The organism is Rhizobium sp. 01N424, assembly GCF_056399485.1.
In genome coordinates this window covers 977,348-995,584 of the sequence record NZ_JBFTRK010000002.1, presented here as the reverse complement: position 1 = coordinate 995,584, position 18,237 = coordinate 977,348, and the positions used below count along the sequence as shown (strand labels likewise).

General features: G+C 61.1%; 15 protein-coding genes. 8 read left to right on the top strand and 7 right to left on the bottom strand.

The window, feature by feature from the left end; translation table 11 throughout:
• Positions 1-32: 32 nt before the first annotated feature.
• Positions 33-1,247, bottom strand: coding sequence for an acyl-CoA dehydrogenase (locus AC1DNK_RS10530; protein WP_477940887.1), 1,215 nt, complete (start codon positions 1,245-1,247; stop codon positions 33-35).
• 116 nt (positions 1,248-1,363) lie between these two features.
• Here AC1DNK_RS10530 and AC1DNK_RS10525 point away from each other — a divergent pair, with 116 nt between their 5' ends.
• Complete coding sequence (locus AC1DNK_RS10525) at positions 1,364-2,284, top strand: LysR family transcriptional regulator (protein ID WP_477940885.1); 921 nt, start codon at positions 1,364-1,366, stop codon at positions 2,282-2,284.
• A gap of 11 nt (positions 2,285-2,295) precedes the next feature.
• Here AC1DNK_RS10525 and AC1DNK_RS10520 read toward each other — a convergent pair whose 3' ends face one another.
• Positions 2,296-3,066 (bottom strand): TIM barrel protein, encoded by a 771-nt coding sequence (locus tag AC1DNK_RS10520; RefSeq protein ID WP_477940883.1) that lies wholly within the window; start codon positions 3,064-3,066, stop codon positions 2,296-2,298.
• 181 nt (positions 3,067-3,247) lie between these two features.
• On the opposite strand from AC1DNK_RS10520, the gene AC1DNK_RS10515 reads away from it, so the two are divergent.
• Positions 3,248-4,786: a phospholipase D-like domain-containing protein gene (locus tag AC1DNK_RS10515; RefSeq protein ID WP_477940882.1), complete on the top strand. Its 1,539-nt coding sequence runs from the start codon at positions 3,248-3,250 to the stop codon at positions 4,784-4,786.
• On the opposite strand, the gene AC1DNK_RS10510 is transcribed toward AC1DNK_RS10515, so the two are convergent.
• Entirely contained in the window at positions 4,736-5,707 is a 972-nt protein-coding gene (locus tag AC1DNK_RS10510; RefSeq protein WP_477940880.1) for a lysylphosphatidylglycerol synthase domain-containing protein, read from the bottom strand. The genes AC1DNK_RS10515 and AC1DNK_RS10510 overlap by 51 nt on opposite strands.
• Positions 5,708-5,776: 69 nt before the next feature.
• Here AC1DNK_RS10510 and AC1DNK_RS10505 point away from each other — a divergent pair, with 69 nt between their 5' ends.
• Positions 5,777-6,577 (top strand): endonuclease/exonuclease/phosphatase family protein, encoded by an 801-nt coding sequence (locus AC1DNK_RS10505; protein WP_477940879.1) that lies wholly within the window; start codon positions 5,777-5,779, stop codon positions 6,575-6,577.
• On the opposite strand, the gene AC1DNK_RS10500 is transcribed toward AC1DNK_RS10505, so the two are convergent.
• Positions 6,540-7,595: a LacI family transcriptional regulator gene (locus tag AC1DNK_RS10500; RefSeq protein WP_112385691.1), complete on the bottom strand. Its 1,056-nt coding sequence runs from the start codon at positions 7,593-7,595 to the stop codon at positions 6,540-6,542. The genes AC1DNK_RS10505 and AC1DNK_RS10500 overlap by 38 nt on opposite strands.
• Before the next feature lie 309 nt (positions 7,596-7,904).
• Here AC1DNK_RS10500 and AC1DNK_RS10495 point away from each other — a divergent pair, with 309 nt between their 5' ends.
• From AC1DNK_RS10495 to AC1DNK_RS10480, 4 genes are all read left to right on the top strand, one after another.
• A complete protein-coding gene (locus tag AC1DNK_RS10495) occupies positions 7,905-9,161 on the top strand; it encodes an ABC transporter substrate-binding protein (RefSeq protein WP_477940877.1) in 1,257 nt (418 codons plus the stop codon).
• A gap of 84 nt (positions 9,162-9,245) precedes the next feature.
• Complete coding sequence (locus tag AC1DNK_RS10490) at positions 9,246-10,199, top strand: carbohydrate ABC transporter permease (protein ID WP_477940874.1); 954 nt, start codon at positions 9,246-9,248, stop codon at positions 10,197-10,199.
• Positions 10,196-11,134: a carbohydrate ABC transporter permease gene (locus tag AC1DNK_RS10485; protein WP_477940872.1), complete on the top strand. Its 939-nt coding sequence runs from the start codon at positions 10,196-10,198 to the stop codon at positions 11,132-11,134. Before AC1DNK_RS10490 ends, AC1DNK_RS10485 begins: the two co-directional genes overlap by 4 nt.
• A 3-nt stretch (positions 11,135-11,137) precedes the next feature.
• Positions 11,138-12,253, top strand: a complete 1,116-nt coding sequence (locus AC1DNK_RS10480) for an ABC transporter ATP-binding protein (RefSeq protein WP_477940871.1) — start codon at positions 11,138-11,140, stop codon at positions 12,251-12,253.
• 4 nt (positions 12,254-12,257) lie between these two features.
• Here the strand turns inward: AC1DNK_RS10480 and AC1DNK_RS10475 are convergent, their stop codons facing one another.
• From AC1DNK_RS10475 to AC1DNK_RS10465, 3 genes are all read right to left on the bottom strand, one after another.
• Positions 12,258-14,501 (bottom strand): glycoside hydrolase family 2 protein, encoded by a 2,244-nt coding sequence (locus AC1DNK_RS10475; protein WP_477940869.1) that lies wholly within the window; start codon positions 14,499-14,501, stop codon positions 12,258-12,260.
• A 105-nt stretch (positions 14,502-14,606) separates the two neighbouring features.
• Complete coding sequence (locus AC1DNK_RS10470; protein WP_477940867.1) at positions 14,607-15,596, bottom strand: LacI family DNA-binding transcriptional regulator; 990 nt, start codon at positions 15,594-15,596, stop codon at positions 14,607-14,609.
• Between the two features lie 118 nt (positions 15,597-15,714).
• The gene (locus tag AC1DNK_RS10465; RefSeq protein WP_477940865.1) at positions 15,715-16,719 is read right to left on the bottom strand and encodes a Gfo/Idh/MocA family protein; all 1,005 of its coding nucleotides are present in this window, start codon (positions 16,717-16,719) and stop codon (positions 15,715-15,717) included.
• Between the two features lie 200 nt (positions 16,720-16,919).
• Here AC1DNK_RS10465 and AC1DNK_RS10460 point away from each other — a divergent pair, with 200 nt between their 5' ends.
• On the top strand, positions 16,920-18,212 hold the full coding sequence (locus AC1DNK_RS10460) for an ABC transporter substrate-binding protein (protein ID WP_477940863.1): 1,293 nt from the start codon (positions 16,920-16,922) through the stop codon (positions 18,210-18,212).
• The last annotated feature ends 25 nt before the right edge of the window (positions 18,213-18,237 follow it).

The window sequence follows — 18,237 nt, the reverse complement described above, 5'->3', positions numbered from 1 at the left end:
TTAAGCGGGTATTTTGCGTTCAACTCTATTCCCTAGAAGAACGCCTGGATGCCGGTCTGCGCCCGGCCCAGGATCAAAGCGTGGACGTCATGCGTGCCCTCGTAGGTGTTGACCGTTTCCAGGTTCTGAGAATGGCGCATGACGTGGAATTCGATCTGGATACCGTTGCCGCCGTGCATGTCGCGGGCCTGGCGGGCAATATCCAGCGCCTTGCCGCAATTGTTGCGCTTGACGATAGAGATCATCTCCGGCGCCATCTTGTGCTGGTCCATCAGCTGGCCGACGCGCAGAGATCCCTGCAAGCCGAGGGCGATCTCGGTCTGCATGTCGGCGAGCTTCTTCTGGTACAGCTGCATGCCGGCGAGCGGCTTGCCGAACTGCTTGCGGTCGAGGCCGTATTGACGGGCGCGGAACCAGCAGTCTTCGGCCGCACCCATCACACCCCAGGAAATGCCGTAGCGGGCGCGGTTGAGACAGCCGAAGGGGCCTTTGAGACCCGAGACTCCGGGCAGGATCGCGTCTTCGCCCACTTCGACGCCATCCATGACGATCTCGCCGGTGATTGAGGCGCGCAAAGACAGCTTGCCGCCGATTTTTGGGGCTGAGAGGCCCTTCATGCCCTTTTCAAGCACGAAGCCGCGGATCTCATTTTTGTGGGCTTCGGACTTTGCCCAGACGACGAAGACGTCGGCGATCGGCGCGTTGGAGATCCACATCTTCGAGCCGCGCAGGCGATAACCGCCCTCGATCTTCTCGGCACGGGTCTTCATGCCGCCCGGATCGGAGCCGGCATCCGGCTCGGTCAGACCGAAACAGCCGATCAGCTCGCCGGAAACGAGGCCCGGTAGATATTTCCTCTTCTGTGCGTCGGAGCCGTAGGCATAGATCGGGTAGATGACCAGCGAGGACTGGACGCTCATCATCGAGCGGTAGCCGCTATCGATGCGCTCGATCTCGCGGGCGACAAGGCCGTAGGCGACGTAGGAGGCGTTGGCAGCGCCATATTCTTCCGGCAGCGTGACGCCGAGCAGGCCGGTCTGGCCCATCAGCTTGAAGAGGCCAACATCGGTCTCTTCTTCCATATAGGCTTCCTGGACGCGTGGCAGCAGCTCGGCCTTGGCGAAGGCGGCTGCGGAATCACGGATCATCCGCTCGTCTTCGCTCAGTTGCTCGTCCAGCAGGAAAGGGTCATCCCAGGCGAATGCGCTCGACGATGGTTTGGAAACTGTGTTGGCAGAGTTTGACAAGCGATCCTCACGGCAAAGACATGGGTTTCATCGGGAATTATGCGTCTATCGATTGCCTGATGTCTATGGAAACTGTATTTGCGAATGAGTTTATGCATGCCATGCATAGGTTGCCGATGCGCCAGAGGCGATTTCTTCCTCATAGCAGCCATCTCTCGGCCTTCGAGGCGGTGCTGCGCAATGGCTCCACGGCAGCGGCCGCGCGCGAGCTCAACCTGACGCAAAGCACGGTCAGCCGGCTGATCCAGACGCTGGAACAGCAGCTCGGCCGCCCGCTTTTCGACAGGTACAGGCAGCGGCTGGTGCCGACCGAGGCGGCGCAGGCCTATGGCCGCGATATCAGCCGGGCACTCGATCTCATCCAGCGCGGCAGCATGGAATTTTCCGCCAATCCCGGCGGCGGCACGCTGACCCTCGCCATCCTGCCCGCCTTCGGCACGCGATGGCTGGCGCCGCGGCTCGGAGATTTCCTCAAGGACCATCCCGGGATCAATGTCAGCCTGGCGACCCGCCTGAAGCGCTTCAATTTCGCGGCCGAAGGGTTCGACGCGGCAATCCATTTTGGCGCCGCCGATTGGCGCGACGCCGATCATCTCGAGCTCTTCGAGGAGCGCCTGACGGCTTGCATCTCACCGGCGCTGCTGAGAGACAAGCCTGTCAACGATGCGGGCGACGTGCTGGACCTGCCGCTGCTGCAGCTCGAAACGCGGTCGAAGGCCTGGGCGATCTGGTTTGAAGCGCAAGGGATCAAACCGAAAAACGTCACCGGCATGCTTTTCGATCAGTTCGCGACGATGACCCAAGCGGCGATCGCCGGACTAGGCGTGGCGCTGCTGCCCGACTATCTGGCCAGGGATGAAATCCAGCAAGGGCGGCTTCTTCCGCTGCTGAAACCGTCGGTAACCGGCACCGGAACCTACTGGCTCGCCTGGCCACAGTCGCGCGCAAACTACCCGCCGCTGGTCTCGTTTCGCAGCTGGCTGCAAAAGCTGGTGGCGGAGAGCCCATGGAGTATGGAGGCCGGCAGCGATCGATAGGCCGCTGCTGTTCAGCCGCCAAGCGATTCGATTGCTGCCGTGACGCCGTCGCGACCGGATTTTACGGGCCGGTACTCCATTCCCACGACACCCTCATAGCCTTTCGCGTAGAGCCAATCGAGTCGATGCTTGAGGTCGATCGTTCCTGTGCCGGGATCGTTGCGGCCGGGGTGGTCGGCAATGTGGAGGTGGACGACGCGGGAGACGCGCCCGCCGATGACATCTTCGGTTTTCTCGTCCATCACTGCGGAATGGTAGATGTCGTAGACGATGCCAATTTCCGGCCGGTCGACGTCATCGACGATATCGAGTGCTTCCTTCGTCGAGCTTAGGAAATAGCCGATATGGTCGATGCGCGTGTTGAGCGGCTCGACGCCGAGGCGGACGCCCGTGCCTTTCAGGATATCGGCGGCGGCGCGAAGTGTGTCTGTCAGCGCGGCACGCTGCTCGTCGCGCGATAATCCGGGCAGGTCGTCTCCGGCTTGCGCAATCAGCACCGGGGCGCCGAGCCGCCTTGCGACCGCGACGGACTGCTTCAGGCCTTCGAGCCAAACTTCGCGATTGGCAATGTCTGTCAGCGGGATCATCGGTTCGGCAACGAGGCTCGAAACCTTGAGGCCGGTGCTCTTCAGTTTGCGTTCGATGGCGTCGAGATCCTTGTCGGTCCAGCGCCAGAATTCGATGAAATGCAGACCGGCCTCTGCGGCGCTATCGATGCGGCTTGAGAATTCGTCGCCCGGTTCGGCAAACAGCCATTCGATGCAGGCTGAGTAGTTTCGCATGCGGCATCCTCCCTGATTTATCCAAGGCATGCGGGAAATGCATCGGCTCGGCAAGGGCCCGATCGCCACGGCACGGCGGCAAGGCCCTGTAGAGCCATAATTTTTGTTCGGTGTACGGGAACTGTGGCGGCGTTTCGCACGTTGAGGCACGCATCGAAAAAGCGTGGGGCACCGGCACAGGATGATGGATTTTCAAGCAGCCGGCGATAGCCGCAAGACGGCAAATGCGATCGATCTGATTGCCGGAGCGGCCCGGCGCACGATGAAGGCCGCAGTGACGGCCATCCCGGGTGGCATCATTCGCACCGGCCGCAATGCCTGGCGTGCCGGCAAAGCCGAGAAAGTGGCGTTTCTGGTGGATGGATCCGCCTATTTCTCGGCACTTGATCAGGCACTCAGGAAAGCCCGCCGGACGATCTGGATCGTCGGCTGGGATTTCAATCCGGATATCCGTCTCCGGCCAAAGCAGAGTTCCGAAACGCTCGGGGAATTGCTGCTGTCGCTTGCCGATGAGCATCCGGGCTTGCAAATCCGGATCCTGGTCTGGGGCATGGGGCCGATCTATTCGGGCAAGTCGCTGCGGCTCTTCCGCGAGAGCGGGTTCTCGTCTCATCCGCAGATCACCATGCGTTTCGATCTGCGCCATCCGCTGCGCGGTTGTCATCACCAGAAACTGGTTTCGATCGACGACAGCCTGGGTTTCCTGGGCGGCATCGACCTCACGGCACGGCGCTGGGACGAGCCGGATCACCGGATCGGCAATCCGCTGCGCAAGGCGCCTGACGGAACGCCCTATGAACCCGTTCATGACATGCAGTCGATGGTGTCAGGTGAGGCCGCAGGCCTGATCGGCGATGTCGCCCGCCGCAGGTGGCGGAAGGCGACCGGCGAGCGGATAGAGCCCGCCGCTGCAAGCGATACCGAATGGCCGTTGGCCGTCCCGGCAGAAATGACCAATGCGACGGCCGCGATCGCGTTGACCGAACCCGGGCTGATCGGCAAGCGCGGGCATTACGAAGCTTTCCGGCTGACGCGGGATGCGATCCGGGCGGCGCGCAAGCATATCTATATCGAAACCCAATATCTGGCCTCCTTCGGTGTGGCGCGCGAGATCGCCAAGCGGCTGAAGGAGATCGAAGGTCCTGAAATCGCGGTTCTCGTTACCCGCAGCTCGCACGGCTTCATCGAGAAACTGACGATGGGCAACAATCGCGATCGGCTGATCCGCCGGCTAAAGCGGATCGACCGTTATGACCGGCTGCGTGTCATGTATGCCGTGGTGCCTGACGAGAAGGGCGGCGAGCAGGAAATCGTCATCCACTCCAAGCTGATGATTGTCGATGATGCATTTATCCGCATCGGCTCGTCGAACCTGAACAACCGCTCCGAGGGCTTGGATACGGAATGCGATCTGGCGATCGAGGCGGAGACTGATGGTCACCGCCAGGCGATCACCGCGCTTCGCCACCGGCTGATGGCTGAGCATCTCGATGCGCAGCCCGAAGAGGTGCGGCGGATGGAGAGTGAAAAGCGATCGGTGCTAGATACTATAAAGGCGCTGAATCGTGGCCCACGCGGGTTGCGGGAATTCGCCGTTGATATTGCCCATGGCGGAACGAGCCCGCTGCCGGGGACAGGGATCGTCGATCCGCGCAGGCCGTACTGGCCGTTACAGCGGTTGCGCCTGCGCGTCGGCCGTCTGGTCAGCGTGTTTTTCTGAGCTTGCCGTTTTCCGCTTCCGGATGACGATTTCGCTGATTGCGAAGACCGGCAGGCCGATCAGCAGGGGTAGAATGAAATAGATCACTCTGAAGGCCACAAGTGCGCCGATCGATGCGGCGCCCGGAAGAACGTGGCTGACGGTTGCCTCCAGCACGCCCAGCCCGCCCGGAACATGGGTGAGGAGAATGGCGATATTGGCGAGCACGAAGGCGGTTGCCGTCTGCACGAAGCTGGCTTCGCCCTGCGCCGCCAGCATCTGATGCAGACAGGCGGAAACGCAGATGAAGTTCAGCGTTCCGATCACCACCTGCCCGGCGGCCAGCTTAACCTCCGGCATCTGGAACTGCCATTTCCACAGTTTGAGCGGCGCGCGAACGGTGGCAGCCAGAAGAACGTAGACCGCGGGAATGCCCAAGCACGCGAGGCCGAGAAAGAACAAGCCGGACGAGCTGAGGTGCAACAGATTGGCTGCATCGCCGGGATTGACGAGAAGCGCGATACCGGCGAGGGCCGAGAGGCCGATGCCGACGGTGACGCCGCAGAAGAGGATCACCTTGGCGACTTCCTCGGTGTTCAGTCCCCAGCGGGCGTAGTAGCGGTAACGGACTGCGCCGCTGCTCAGGGCGGCGATGCCAAGGTTGTGGCCGATCGAAAGGCCGGTAAAGGAGGCGATCGCCGCCTTCGGGTAGCTCAGCGGTTTACCGGCATAGCGCAGGCCCATCCAGTCGAAGCCGGTAAGGCAGAGATAGGAGAGTGCCGCAAAGCCCGTCCCGGCGGCGAGCCTGGACACCGGGATCGCCGCGATCGACTGCATCACCTCGTCCAGCGAGTAGCGGCTGAAGACCCTGTAGAGAAGGTAGGCGGCCAGCAGCAGGCCGAGAATGAGGGTGGCATTGATGATGAGGCGTTTGCCCTGCATGAGTTTTCCGTCTTGCGTTGCAGTTTCCAGTTTATGGAACGAAACAAGCGGAATGCGGGTTCCCCCAGCATGAACACATTCTCCGGTATTTCACCTCTGCAGGGCGGCCGATCGATCAGGATCCTGACCTACAACGTGCATAGCTGCGTCGGTATCGACCGGCGAATCGATCCGCACAGGGTTGCCGATGTCATCGCCCAGTCGGGCGCCGATATCATTGCGCTGCAGGAGCTGGACGTTGGCCGCAAGCGGACGGGAGGCGTCGATCAGGCGCATCTCATCGCGGGCCTTTTGAAGATGGAGTCGCATTTCCATCCGGCTTTGCATGTCGAGGAGGAGAAGTATGGCGACGCCATCCTGACGGCGCTACCGACCAGGCTGATGCGGGCAGGGCCGCTGCCTTCGGTCGGCGAGACCCGCGGGGCGATCTGGGTGCAGGTCGATGTCAACGGCCTGACCCTCAACGTTCTAAACACGCATCTTGGTCTCAGAGGCGTGGACAGGGCGCAGCAAATAGCGGCGTTGCTCGGCAGCGACTGGATCGGGTCGTCGGCATTTCAGGCTGCGCCGTCGATCATCTGCGGTGATCTCAACGCCATTCCGCTATCGCCCGCATACCGGACGCTTGCCCGGCAGTTTCGAGACGCCCAGCTTCTGGCCGGTGGTAAGCCGCGGCCGACCTATCCGTCGCGACTTCCGGTGCTGCGGATCGACCATGTCTTCGTCTCGGAAGGACTTGGTGTCAGGCGGGTGACGGCGATCGCCGATCCGCTGGCACGCCGCGCGTCCGATCATCTACCGCTGCTTGCGGAGATCGAGCCGTCGGCAGCGCTCACAAGGGCGGAAACACGATCTGTGGCGTCTGGATGAGCTGGCGGTTGCCTGCTGCTTCCGGGTCGTTGATGCGCTCGATCAGCATCCGGCCGAGCAATTCGCCGGCGGCAACGAGGTCTTCGTAGATCGTCTCGACCTTTGGCTGCAGCTGGGTCAGCAGGCGCGAATGCTCCTTGGCGACGATATCGTAGTCCTCGGCCAGTTGAAGCCCGGCGTCGCTCATGCCGGTGATGGTCGCAAGCGCTGACACCTCGCCCGGACAGATAAAGCCATCCGGGGCATCGGGGGCGGCAGCGCGCGTGCGGACATAGTCGCGGATGGCGCTTGCCGGGGAATCGAGCGTGATCTCCTCGGAGATCTCATAGCTGGCGCCCGCCTCGCGGACGGCGGTCATGAAGCCGTGCAGCAGGTGCTGGTAAAATGTCAGCCGCCGTGGTGGCAGCAGAAGGGTGACCTTCTTGCGTCCCTTGGTGATCAAGCGGCGCGTCGCCTCATAGGCGAAGGCATAATTGTCGTAATCGACATAGGGATGCTGCGTCGAAAATTCGGTGCGGCCGTGGCTGACGAATGGAAAGCCGGTCTCGATCAGCATCCGGACGCGGGCATCGAAGGGTTCGGTGCGGGTAAAGATGACGCCATCGGCGAAGCTGTTGCGGACGATGTATTCGGCAGCCTCGAGCTCGGTGGTCGAGAGGAAGTTCGGCGCCACGACCAGATGGTAAGAGGTCTCTTTCAGAGCCTTGGCAATGCCGTACATGATCGAGGTGCCAAAGCCGACGACTTCCTGGTGCGAGTCGAGCAGGATGCTGATGACATTGGTGCGGCCGGTCTTCAGGCGCTGCGCCGCGCGATCCGGGAGATAGCCGATTTCGCGGGCGATCTTGTGCACCCGTTCGCGGGTTTCCAGCGAGATTTGCGGTGCGTCGCTGAGCGCGCGCGACACCGTCGTCACCGCCAAACCGGTCAGGTTGGCGATCGTGCGCAGCGTCGGCTTGCCACGTCTCAGAAGATTGTCTTGGTTTTCGCCGCGGGGCGGCTTCATCGGATCGGTCAACTTGGCCTTCCTGGGCTGCGGCAATCAACATAACGGGCAGATGCATTGCAAGCAATAAAGTTATGAAAACGTTTTAAATTTTTGCGACTTCAGCGCGATAATACGCATTATATAGTAATTTCAGTAGTTTGGGTCATTAATAATCTTTTTTCTCGGAAGTCGAGAAAGACTTGACGCCGCGTAATTTATATCGTTTTAAATTGTCAACCGCAGCCGGGAGGCGGCGGCATGTTTGCTCACTCGGCGAGTGGGAAGCATCAGGGTGGCGGAAAAGGCTTTCGCTGCCGACTTGCAAACGGGAGGAAGACTATGCGCAAGTTTTTGGGCTCGGTGGCTGCTGCTGCCGTGATGATGGCTGCGTTCGGCGCCCATGCGGCCGACGTCAAGGAAGTGCAGATGCTGCACTGGTGGACTTCGGGCGGTGAAGCTGCTGCTCTCAACGTCTTGAAGGGCGACCTTTCCAAGGAAGGTTACGCCTGGAAGGATGTGCCGGTTGCTGGTGGTGGTGGTGATGCTGCAATGACCGCGCTGAAGGCGATGGTTGCTGCCGGTACCTACCCGACCGCATCGCAGATGCTGGGCTACACCGTTCTCGACTATGCTCAGGCAGGCGTCATGGGCGACCTGACCGAGACCGCGAAGAAGGAAGGCTGGGACAAGTCGGTTCCGGCGGCTCTCCAGAAGTTCTCCGTTTACGACGGCAAGTGGGTCGCTGCCCCTGTTAACGTTCACTCCGTCAACTGGCTGTGGATCACCAAGGCCGTCATGGACAAGATCGGCGGCACCGAGCCAAAGACCTTCGACGACCTGATCGCGCTTCTCGACAAGGCCAAGGCAGCTGGCGTCATCCCGCTCGCTCTCGGCGGTCAGAACTGGCAGGAAGCCACGATGTTCGACTCGATCGTCCTGTCGACCGGTGGTCCTGAATTCTACAAGAAGGCCTTCAACGATCTCGACGAAGACTCTCTGAAGTCCGACACGATGAAGAAGTCTTTCGACAACCTCGCCAAGATCATCAAGTATGTCGACCCGAACTTCTCGGGCCGCGACTGGAACCTGGCAACCGCAATGGTCATCAAGGGTGACGCTCTGGTTCAGGTCATGGGCGACTGGGCGAAGGGCGAATTCGTCGCTGCCAAGAAGACCCCGGATAAGGACTTCCTGTGCTACCGCTTCCCGGGCACCGATGGCAGCGTGATCTACAACTCCGACATGTTCGGCATGTTCAACGTTCCTGAAGACCGCAAGGCCGCTCAGGTGGCGCTCGCAACGGCAACGTTGTCGAAGAGCTTCCAGTCGGCATTCAACGTCGTCAAGGGTTCGGTTCCGGCCCGTACCGACGTTCCGGATACGGCCTTCGACGCTTGCGGCAAGAAGGGCATCGCCGACCTGAAGAAGGCAAACGATGGAGGCACGCTGTTCGGCTCGCTGGCTCAGGGTTACGGTGCGCCTCCGGCCATCGCCAACGCCTATAAGGACGTCGTTTCCAAGTTCGTTCACGGCCAGATCAAGACCTCCGACGAAGCTGTGACCCAGCTCGTCCAGGCGATCGACGACGCTCGCTAATACCTGTTCGACATCCGGCCTCCCCGCGCAGTGCGGGGAGGCCTTTGCGCCCTGCGGGTATGCTGCAGGGAGGAGATTGATTTCATGAGCACTGTTGCGACCACCGATCCGGTCCTGACCTCCAGTCCTTCGACCCGCGCGTCCATTCGCGGCCGGTTGCAGGATGCCCTGCCGAAAATCGTGCTGGCGCCGAGCTTCCTGATCACGATCGTTTTCGTCTATGGCTTCATCGTCTGGACGGCGTATCTTTCCTTCACCAATTCCAAGACCTTTCCGTCCTACGCACTGACAGGGCCGCGCGCCTATCAGCGCCTCTGGCGCTGGACGTTCGAGAGCGATCCGCCGTCGTCCTGGTACACGTCGATCACCAACATGGGGATCTTCGGCTTCCTCTATATCGGTATCTGCTTGGGGCTCGGTCTGCTGCTGGCGATCCTGCTCGACCAGAAGATCCGTGGCGAGGGGGTGTTGCGCCCGATCTTCCTCTATCCGATGGCGCTGTCCTTCATCGTCACCGGCGTCGCCTGGAAGTGGTTCCTCGATCCGGGCCTCGGCCTGGAGCAGACGCTGCACCAGTTCGGCTGGACGAGCTTCCATTTCGACTGGATCAAGAACAAGGATTTCGTGATCTATACCGTCGTCATCGCCGGCGTCTGGCAGGCGTCCGGCTTCGTCATGGCCATGTTCCTAGCGGGTCTGCGCGGCATCGACGGCGAGATCGTCAAGGCGGCACAGATCGACGGCGCTTCGACGCTGCAGCTCTACCGCCGCATCATCATTCCCATGCTGCGCCCGGTATTCCTGTCCGCCTTCATCGTGCTCGCCCACATGGCGATCAAGTCCTACGACCTGGTGGTCGCGCTGACCTCGGGCGGCCCTGGCGGTTCCGCCTGGCTGCCATCGAACTTCATGTATGAGTACACGTTCAAGCGGAACGAGATGGCGGTCGGCTCGGCCAGCGCGATCATCATGCTGATGACGATCTCGGCGATCATCGTTCCCTATCTCTATTCCGAACTGAGGGAGAAATCCCGATGAGCAGCGTCATCTCTCCCGCCGTTTCGAGCGGCAATAACAGCCGCTGGATCGGCCGCACGGCAATCTATGGCTTGCTGATCATCTTCGCGGTCCTCTATCTGATGCCGCTCTTCGTGATGCTTGTCACCTCGTTCAAGACGATGGACGAGATCCAGAACGGCAACATGCTGTCGCTACCGCAATCGCCGACGCTCGATCCCTGGTTCAAGGCCTGGGGAGAGACTTGCGTCGGCCTGACCTGCGCCGGGATCAAGGGCTACTTTTGGAACTCGATCAAGATGGTCGTACCGGCCGTGGCTATCTCCACGGTGCTCGGCGCGCTGAACGGCTACGTGCTGACGAAGTGGCGCTTCCCGGGTCATACGCTGGTTTTCGGCCTGATGCTGTTTGCCTGCTTCATTCCGTTCCAGTCGGTGCTGCTGCCGATGGCAACCATTCTCGGCATGTTCGGCCGGTTCGGCATGACGCTGCAGAATGCGACGGGTATGAACTTCGGCTTCGGCAACCCGACGGTCAATCTGGTTTTCGTCCACGTCGTCTATGGTCTCGGCTTCACCACGCTGTTCTTCCGGAACTTCTATGAAGCCTTCCCGACCGAGTTGGTGCGTGCCGCTCAGGTCGACGGAGCCAGCTTCTTTCAGATCTTCCGCCGGATCATGCTGCCGAACTCGCTGCCGATCATCGTGGTGACCGTCATCTACCAGTTCACCAACATCTGGAACGACTTCCTGTTTGCCTCGGCTTACGCGGGCACCGGTGAATCGATGCCGATGACGGTGGCGCTGAACAACGTCGTCAACACCTCGACCGGCGTGGTCGAATACAATGTCAACATGGCCGCGGCGATGATCGCCGCCGTGCCGACGCTCTTCGTTTACATTCTCGCCGGCCGCTATTTCGTGCGCGGTCTCATGGCGGGCGCCGTCAAAGGATAATCCATGGCTTTCCTTGAAATTTCCGGTCTCAAGAAGCGCTTCGGCGCTGTCGATATCCTCAAGGGGATCGATCTCGAGCTCGAAGAGGGCGGCTTCCTCGTGCTTGTCGGCCCGTCCGGCTGCGGCAAGTCCACGCTGCTCAACACCATTGCCGGTCTTGAGACGATCACCGAAGGCGAAATCCGCGTCAACGGCCGAGCGATCAACGACCTGCATCCGTCGAAGCGCGATATCGCCATGGTGTTCCAGAGCTACGCGCTCTATCCGAACATGACGGTGGCGGGAAACATCGCCTTCGGCATGGAAATCCGTGGCGTGCCGAAGGAAGAGCGCGAGAAGGCGATCAAGCAGGTTTCCGAGATGCTGCAGATCGGCCATCTACTGGATCGTAAGCCGAGCCAGCTTTCCGGCGGCCAGCGCCAGCGCGTCGCCATGGGCCGTGCGTTGGTGCGCAACCCGCAGGTCTTCCTGTTCGACGAGCCGCTCTCCAACCTGGATGCCAAGCTGCGCGTCGACATGCGCACGGAAATCAAGCGCCTGCACCAGCGCATGGGCACGACGATCGTTTACGTGACGCATGACCAGATCGAGGCCATGACGCTGGCAACCAAGATCGCCGTTCTGCGCGATGGCGTGTTACAGCAGTTCGGCACACCTGCCGAAATCTACAACAGCCCTGCCAACGTCTTCGTCGCCGACTTCATGGGGTCGCCGGCAATGAACCTGCTGAACGCGACCGTCGAAAACGGTGCCGGCGGTCTGCAGGTCTCGCTCGACCGTCCGAATGCCGAGCCGCTGAAGCTGCCGGTGCCAGCAGGCAACAACAGCCTGACGAGCTACAATGGCAAGCCGGTGATCTTCGGCATCCGCCCGGAAGCGCTGACCGATCTCGATGGCGTCGATCGCAAGGCGAAGTCGGTGTCGCACGGTGATTGCATGATCGAAGTTGTCGAGCCCGCGGGTGCGGATACATTCGCCGTCACCAAGCTCGGCGGCAAATCCGTCGTCGCGCGTCTCGGCGCCGATGCCGGCATCGAGGCGGGCACGAACACCCGCCTTGCCTTCAATCTCGACAAGGCGGTGTTCTTCGACCCGCAGAGCCAGCTGCGGATCGCCTGATCCGTCACTGTGCGGTTACGGTGAAACTGACAGACGGGAAGCGGCTTGAGGTCGCTTCCACGGTGATCGTGCCTGTCAGTCCCGTTGCTTCCAGCCAGAAACCAGCCGTGCCGCCCTGCAGCGGCACGCTGCCCGGGCCGACGATCTTCGCCGGTCCTTCGACGCGCAGCGTGACGCTGTCGTCCATGAATGGCAGGCACTGATCGCGCTGGTCGAGTGCGCGGATTATGACGCGGGTGCTGTCGCGCTCCCGGGCCTTCAGAGCGATCGCATCAGGTGCGAGCTGCAGCCTTGCAGGCAGCGGATCCGCCGCCAGCGTCAGATGCGCGACCGGCTCGCCATCGATGAAGCCGGTGAACTCGCCGTCAATCCATTCCAGACCCCAGGTGCCGAGCTCATCAGCGGTGAAGTGCCGGTGGTCGAGAACGACAGGGGGGTGCGGCAGATGCGGATAGTTCTCGCGGTCGGGGCCGATCCGCTTGGCCAGCGTTCCGTATTTCAATTCGACTTCGTCGCAATTGGTGAGGATGATCAGCGGCAGCACGCCGCCGATGCTGCGCTCGCCGCGCGCCCAGAAGGTCACCGGCTTCATGATGACTTCATCTGAAGGCTCGCACTGGCTGGCATAGACGTAGGCCGCGAATTTCGGTTCACGGAACATGTCCATGACGCCGTGGTAGCAGATGCGGTCGCCGGAGCCGAAATCCTTGTGCGTGTTGTAGTCGAACATGCACCAGCCGATCGCGCCCGAGATGTCAGGATCGCCATAGGCGGCGTTCAGCACTTCCAGATGGCGGCGGACGTGTTCGGCCTGGCGCTGTTCGGGGTCGTGCATCTTGGTCGGATGCATGTGGCCGTTATACTCGGTGATCAGGTACGGCACCTTGTGGGCGAGGCCGGTATTTTCCTGCTGCGGGCGAAGTGCCGTGCGCGGGCGGTTGGCGCCCGGCAGTTCCTCGTTGCCGAGGATGAAGTCGTTCATCGTGTAGACGTCTTCCAGCAGCTCGCTTTCCGTGAGGTAGCGAACGCCGCCGGTCTGACGGGTCGGGTCGAGCTCGCGGGCGAGACGGTTGGTCTCGGCGTAGAAGTCGTGGCTGTCGAGCGACTCGTTGATGCGCACGCCCCAGATGATGATCGAGGGGTGGTTCCAATCGCGCTCGATCATGCGGCGGACGTTTTCGATCGACTCTTTCTGCCATTCGAGGTCGCCGATATGCTGCCAGCCGGGGATTTCCTCGAAAACCAGCAGTCCCAAGCGGTCGCATCGGTCGAGGAACCACTTGGATTGCGGGTAGTGCGAGGTGCGGACGATGTTGCACTTCAGCACCGTCTTCATGATGGTCGCGTCGAGCTCCTGCGCCGAACGTCCGGCGGCATAGCCGACATAGGGATAAGCCTGGTGACGGTTGAGGCCGCGCAGCTTCAGCGGCTTGCCGTTCAACAGGAAACCTTCGGGCGTGAACTCGGCGGTGCGGAAGCCGAAATTCGAGGTGAGGCGATCCGACCCATGGCTGGTCTTGAGGTCGACGGTCAGTTCGTAAAGCGCCGGATTAGCGATATCCCAGAGCGCGATGCCGCTCAGATCGCTGAAGCCGAGCGTCACGTCCTCGCCTGTGGTCTCAGCCGTTGCCGTGGCGATGACAATGCCGGAGGCATCGCGGATCGTGCCGGATATCGTACCGAGGAACGTCGCGTCCTGCGGATTGGAGAGCTTGCAATGAACTGTCGCCGACTTCGTTTCGGCAAGGGCGTTCTGCGTCTCGATCTTGATGTTGCTGAGCGAGACCGCGCCCGTGACCTTCAGCCAAACTTCGCGGTAGATGCCGGCATAGGTGAGGTAATCGATACGGCCTCCGAACGGCGGGATGGCAGGGTTCTCGCTGCCGTCTATCTTGACGGTGATCAGGTTGTCGCCCTTGATCAGCTTGCCTGTCAGCCGGGCCTCGAAAGGCGTGTAGCCATCCTTGTGGGCAATGATCTCTTCGCCGTTCAGGTAGACGACGTTGTCGGCCATGGCGCCGTCGAAGACGATAGAGACTTCGCGGCCCTCGAATTCGGGCATCCAGCGCAGCAGCTTCTGATAGGTGAACGGCCGCTGATAGCTGTTCTCATCGAAATAATTGAACGGCAGTTCGACGGCCGTATGCGGCAGGCTGACGGTCGTGCTGCCGTCGAAGGCGTCGAGCAGGCGCTGGCCGAAGCCCTCGTGGAAGCTCCAGGATTCATTGAAGGAGACGACGGAACGCATATCAGGCTTCCTTGCTGCAGGCGCGGGCAATGATGCGGCGCGAGGCGCGCGCGCGTGAAATCATGGTCATGGAAATTCCTCCTCGATGCAATGAAAAGCGCCGCCTTACGCGGTGGAGCCCCAGCGGGGCGTGCAGGCAAGCGTGATGTTGTGCGGGCCTTCGATATCCTGCTCGTGGCGTTCGATCACCTCGACCACGGCATCCATGAAAGCGGCATGGTCAAGGCTCAGCGTCGTCAGGTCGTTGCAGTCCCAGGCGGCCATGGCGATGCCGTCCTGGCCGACGATGGCAATATCGCCGGGCGTCTGCTTGCCGAGGACGCGCCGGGCCGCGTCGCGCGCACCGATCGCCATCACGTCGTTGCCGCAAATGATCGCATCCACCTTCGAGCGGTGCAGCAGCATGACGGCTTCCTTGAAGCCGGAATCGTAGGAATAGTCGCCAAAGGCCTCTGCCTCAAAAGCCAAGCCGTGCTTGGCGAGACCGTCGGCAAACCATTTGCGGCGCAGCTTGTCGATCCAGCTGGACTTGGTGCCGGAGAGATAGGCGAAGCGCTTCTTGCCGTCCTTGACGATCTTGTCGATGATCTCGGCAGCGCCGACGGCGCCATCGATACGGATGCTGGAGACATTCTCGTTCTCCAGCGGCTCGAAGGAGACGATGATCGGTTTCGTCGTATGGAAGATATCGACGGCATCCTGCATCGACACCATGTCGGAGAAGACGACGACGTGATCGACCTGATAGGTCGAGGCCAGCCGCATAAGCTGCAGCCGGTCGGAATGATCGGCACAGCAGAGAATGATCGGCAGAAGCTGGCGTGCCTGCAGGCGATGAACGAGCAGTTGCTGCTCTTCCGCCTCGCAAGGGTTGCCGATGGCGTTGACCACCAGGGCAACGAGGCGGGAGCGCTGATTGTTCAGCGAACGGGCGATGGCGTTCGGCTGGTAGCCGTGTTCCCGGGCGACAGCGAGGATGCGGTCGCGCGTGGCGCTGCCGATGCGGGAATCGGGTGAGAAGGCGCGCGAGATCGTCGCCGAGGACACGCCGGCGAGCTTCGCCAGCTCCTTGGATGTGATGCGTTTCCTGCTCATGCTGCTTCCACCCCGTCCAGACCCATTCCGCTCTTCTCCGTATCGCGGAGCGGGTCTACCTCTGTTGTCACGCAATTCCGGAAGCAAAACCGCTGCGCAGTTTTGCTTCCGGAATTGCTTAGACGGCGATCCTGACGGGCACTCCCTCCGCCGCCGCCGATTCCTTGATTGCGTCCCAGAGCCTAGCGAATCGCAAGCCCATTTCAACGGAGCCGGAGTTTTCCATGCTTCCGGCGCGGATGGCGAGGAAGTTCTTCATGGGATTGCCGAGAATCTCGGCTTCTTCGCGTGGCTCGCTGGTCCGGCCGAAGCTGATCTCGCGCCAGCCGCCCCAGGCGTCGATGCGCACGATCGCCTTGGAATAGAAGAAGGTGATGTAGGAGGCGCAGCCGGGAGGGCCTTCGCCGGCTGCCGTCAGTGTCGCCAGCGCGCCGTTCTTCAGCCGTGCGGAAACGGCTGTGGCGATATCCACCTTGCGGCTGTGATTGTGCATGTAGGCGGAAACGCTCTCGAAGTCCGAATTGGCAAGCAGGCAGACGGTGTTCATCATGTGAGCGCCGGTATCGAACATGAAGCCGCCGCCGGAGATTTCCGGCTGCTGCTTCCAGTGGCCTTCATAATTGGCGGCCCAGCTTTCCCAGATCATGCCCGATATGGCGATCAGGTCGCCGAACTCGCCTGACAGCGCCCGCTTGCGGGTGTCGAGCACCAGTGGCGAGAGGCCTCCCTGAAAGGCAGTGACGATGGTGACTCCTGTCTTCTTCTGCGCAGCGATCAGCCGTTCAGCTTCGGGGACGGTGGTGACCATCGGTTTTTCCAGGAAAAGGTCGAGCCCTGCCTCGGCGACGGCGACGGCCTGCTCGCCATGGAAGGCATGCGGGGTGGAGATATAGATGATATCCAGCGCGTCGCGGCGCTTCGCCAGCATCTCGCGATAGTCTTCAAAGGCTTCCGGTTCGGGTGCGCCGGCTTCCTTGCAGACGTCGATCAGCCGCTGGCGCGAACCCGGGATGGTGTCGGCAAGCGCGGCAAATTCGATCTCCGGCATCTTGGCCCAGCTATGGGCATATTCGGCCGCCTTCAGCCCGGCGCCAATCACGCCGAGGCGCAGTTTCTGTACCATGTAAAATCCTCCCGAATGCAATTGTGCAAACGATTACACAAACGATGTATTTGTTGCAAGCTATAAATAATCATATAAAAACAACAGCTTAAATTTTGAATTGGAAACGATTGCAAAATCATCTTGTCAGACATGGGAATGCGTGTACATTTTCGGCAGGTGCTGGAGGGCGCCATTGTGAACAAGAGGGAGGACTTCCGTTGAAGAAGACGGTTATCGGTGGCCTTTGCGCCATATTGCTCAGCGCAGTATCGACGCTGGCTCATGCTGAAACGATCCGGATTGCGAACCATGGCCAGTCGGGTATCGACGCCATGAAGTCGACGGTCGAGCGCATCGAGAAGAAATACGGTGTGACGGTCGAGGTTGTCGAATACCCGGCGCCGGACAAGGATTATCTGACGAAGCTGCTGACCGAGCTCGGCGCAGGCAATGCGCCCGACCTGTTCTCCATTCCGACCGCATCTGCCGTCGCCGATATGGTGGAAGCCGGTTACCTCGCTCCTGTCACCAAGGAATTCAAGGCGTGGGAAGGCTATAACGGCCTCTACGATGTGGCCAAGCAGCTGGCCGTCAGCCCCGATGGCGAAACCTATGTGATGCCCTTCATGCTGGGTATCCAGGAAATCTACTATCGCAAGGATGTGCTCGATAAGGCCGGTATTTCGACCAAACAGCCGAAGGACTGGAAGGACCTGCTCGACCGTGCAGCCGAGATCAAGAAGAAGACCGGCGCCTATGGCCTGCTCTTCCCGGCCGGCGTGGCCTGGGGCGGCGGCGCGTTCGACGAGGGCTTCCAGCATCTGATCGTCGGCTCGAAGACGCCGCAGATCGTCGATGCCGATGGCAAGTTCGATCTCAACGGCGAAGGCGTCAAGGATGTCTTCGATGTCTACAAGCAGCTGATCGACAACGATCTGATGCCGGTTCAGCCGCTGCTCGGCCCCGAGCCGTGGGTCGTGCCGAAGTATGAAATGTTCCCGCAGGGTAAGCTTGCCGCCACCACATGCGGCTCCTGGTGCTACATCTTTGACTGGGGCCGCGAGAGCAAGAACCCGATCCCTGACGTGACCAAGATCGTCGGCACCTGGACGGTTCCCGGCCAAAACGGCGGCCAGTACGTGCTCGCCAACCTCGCTGCTCCGTGGGCCGTCAATGCCAAGTCGGCCAACGCGGAACTGGCCATCAAGGCGCTGATGGAAATCGGCTCCGTCGAAACGCAGGTCTCCTATGCGGCCCGGATCGGCAATATTCCGGCGAGCAAGGATGCGGCTTCGAATGCCGACTTCCAGAAGCTCACGGAATTGGTGCCCATCCATGCGGCTGCCGGAAACGGCGTGTTCCTCAAGCAGGCTTCTGGCTTCGGCACCGTTTCGGAAGGTGTTGCCCGCGCCACCGAAGCGCTGCTGCGCAAGGAAACCGATGCAGCCGGCGCCCAGAAGATCCTGGTCGACTACGTCAAGGAAACGCTCGGCGACGATGCCGTGAAATAAGCTTGGGTACTTTCTCCCGCCCAAG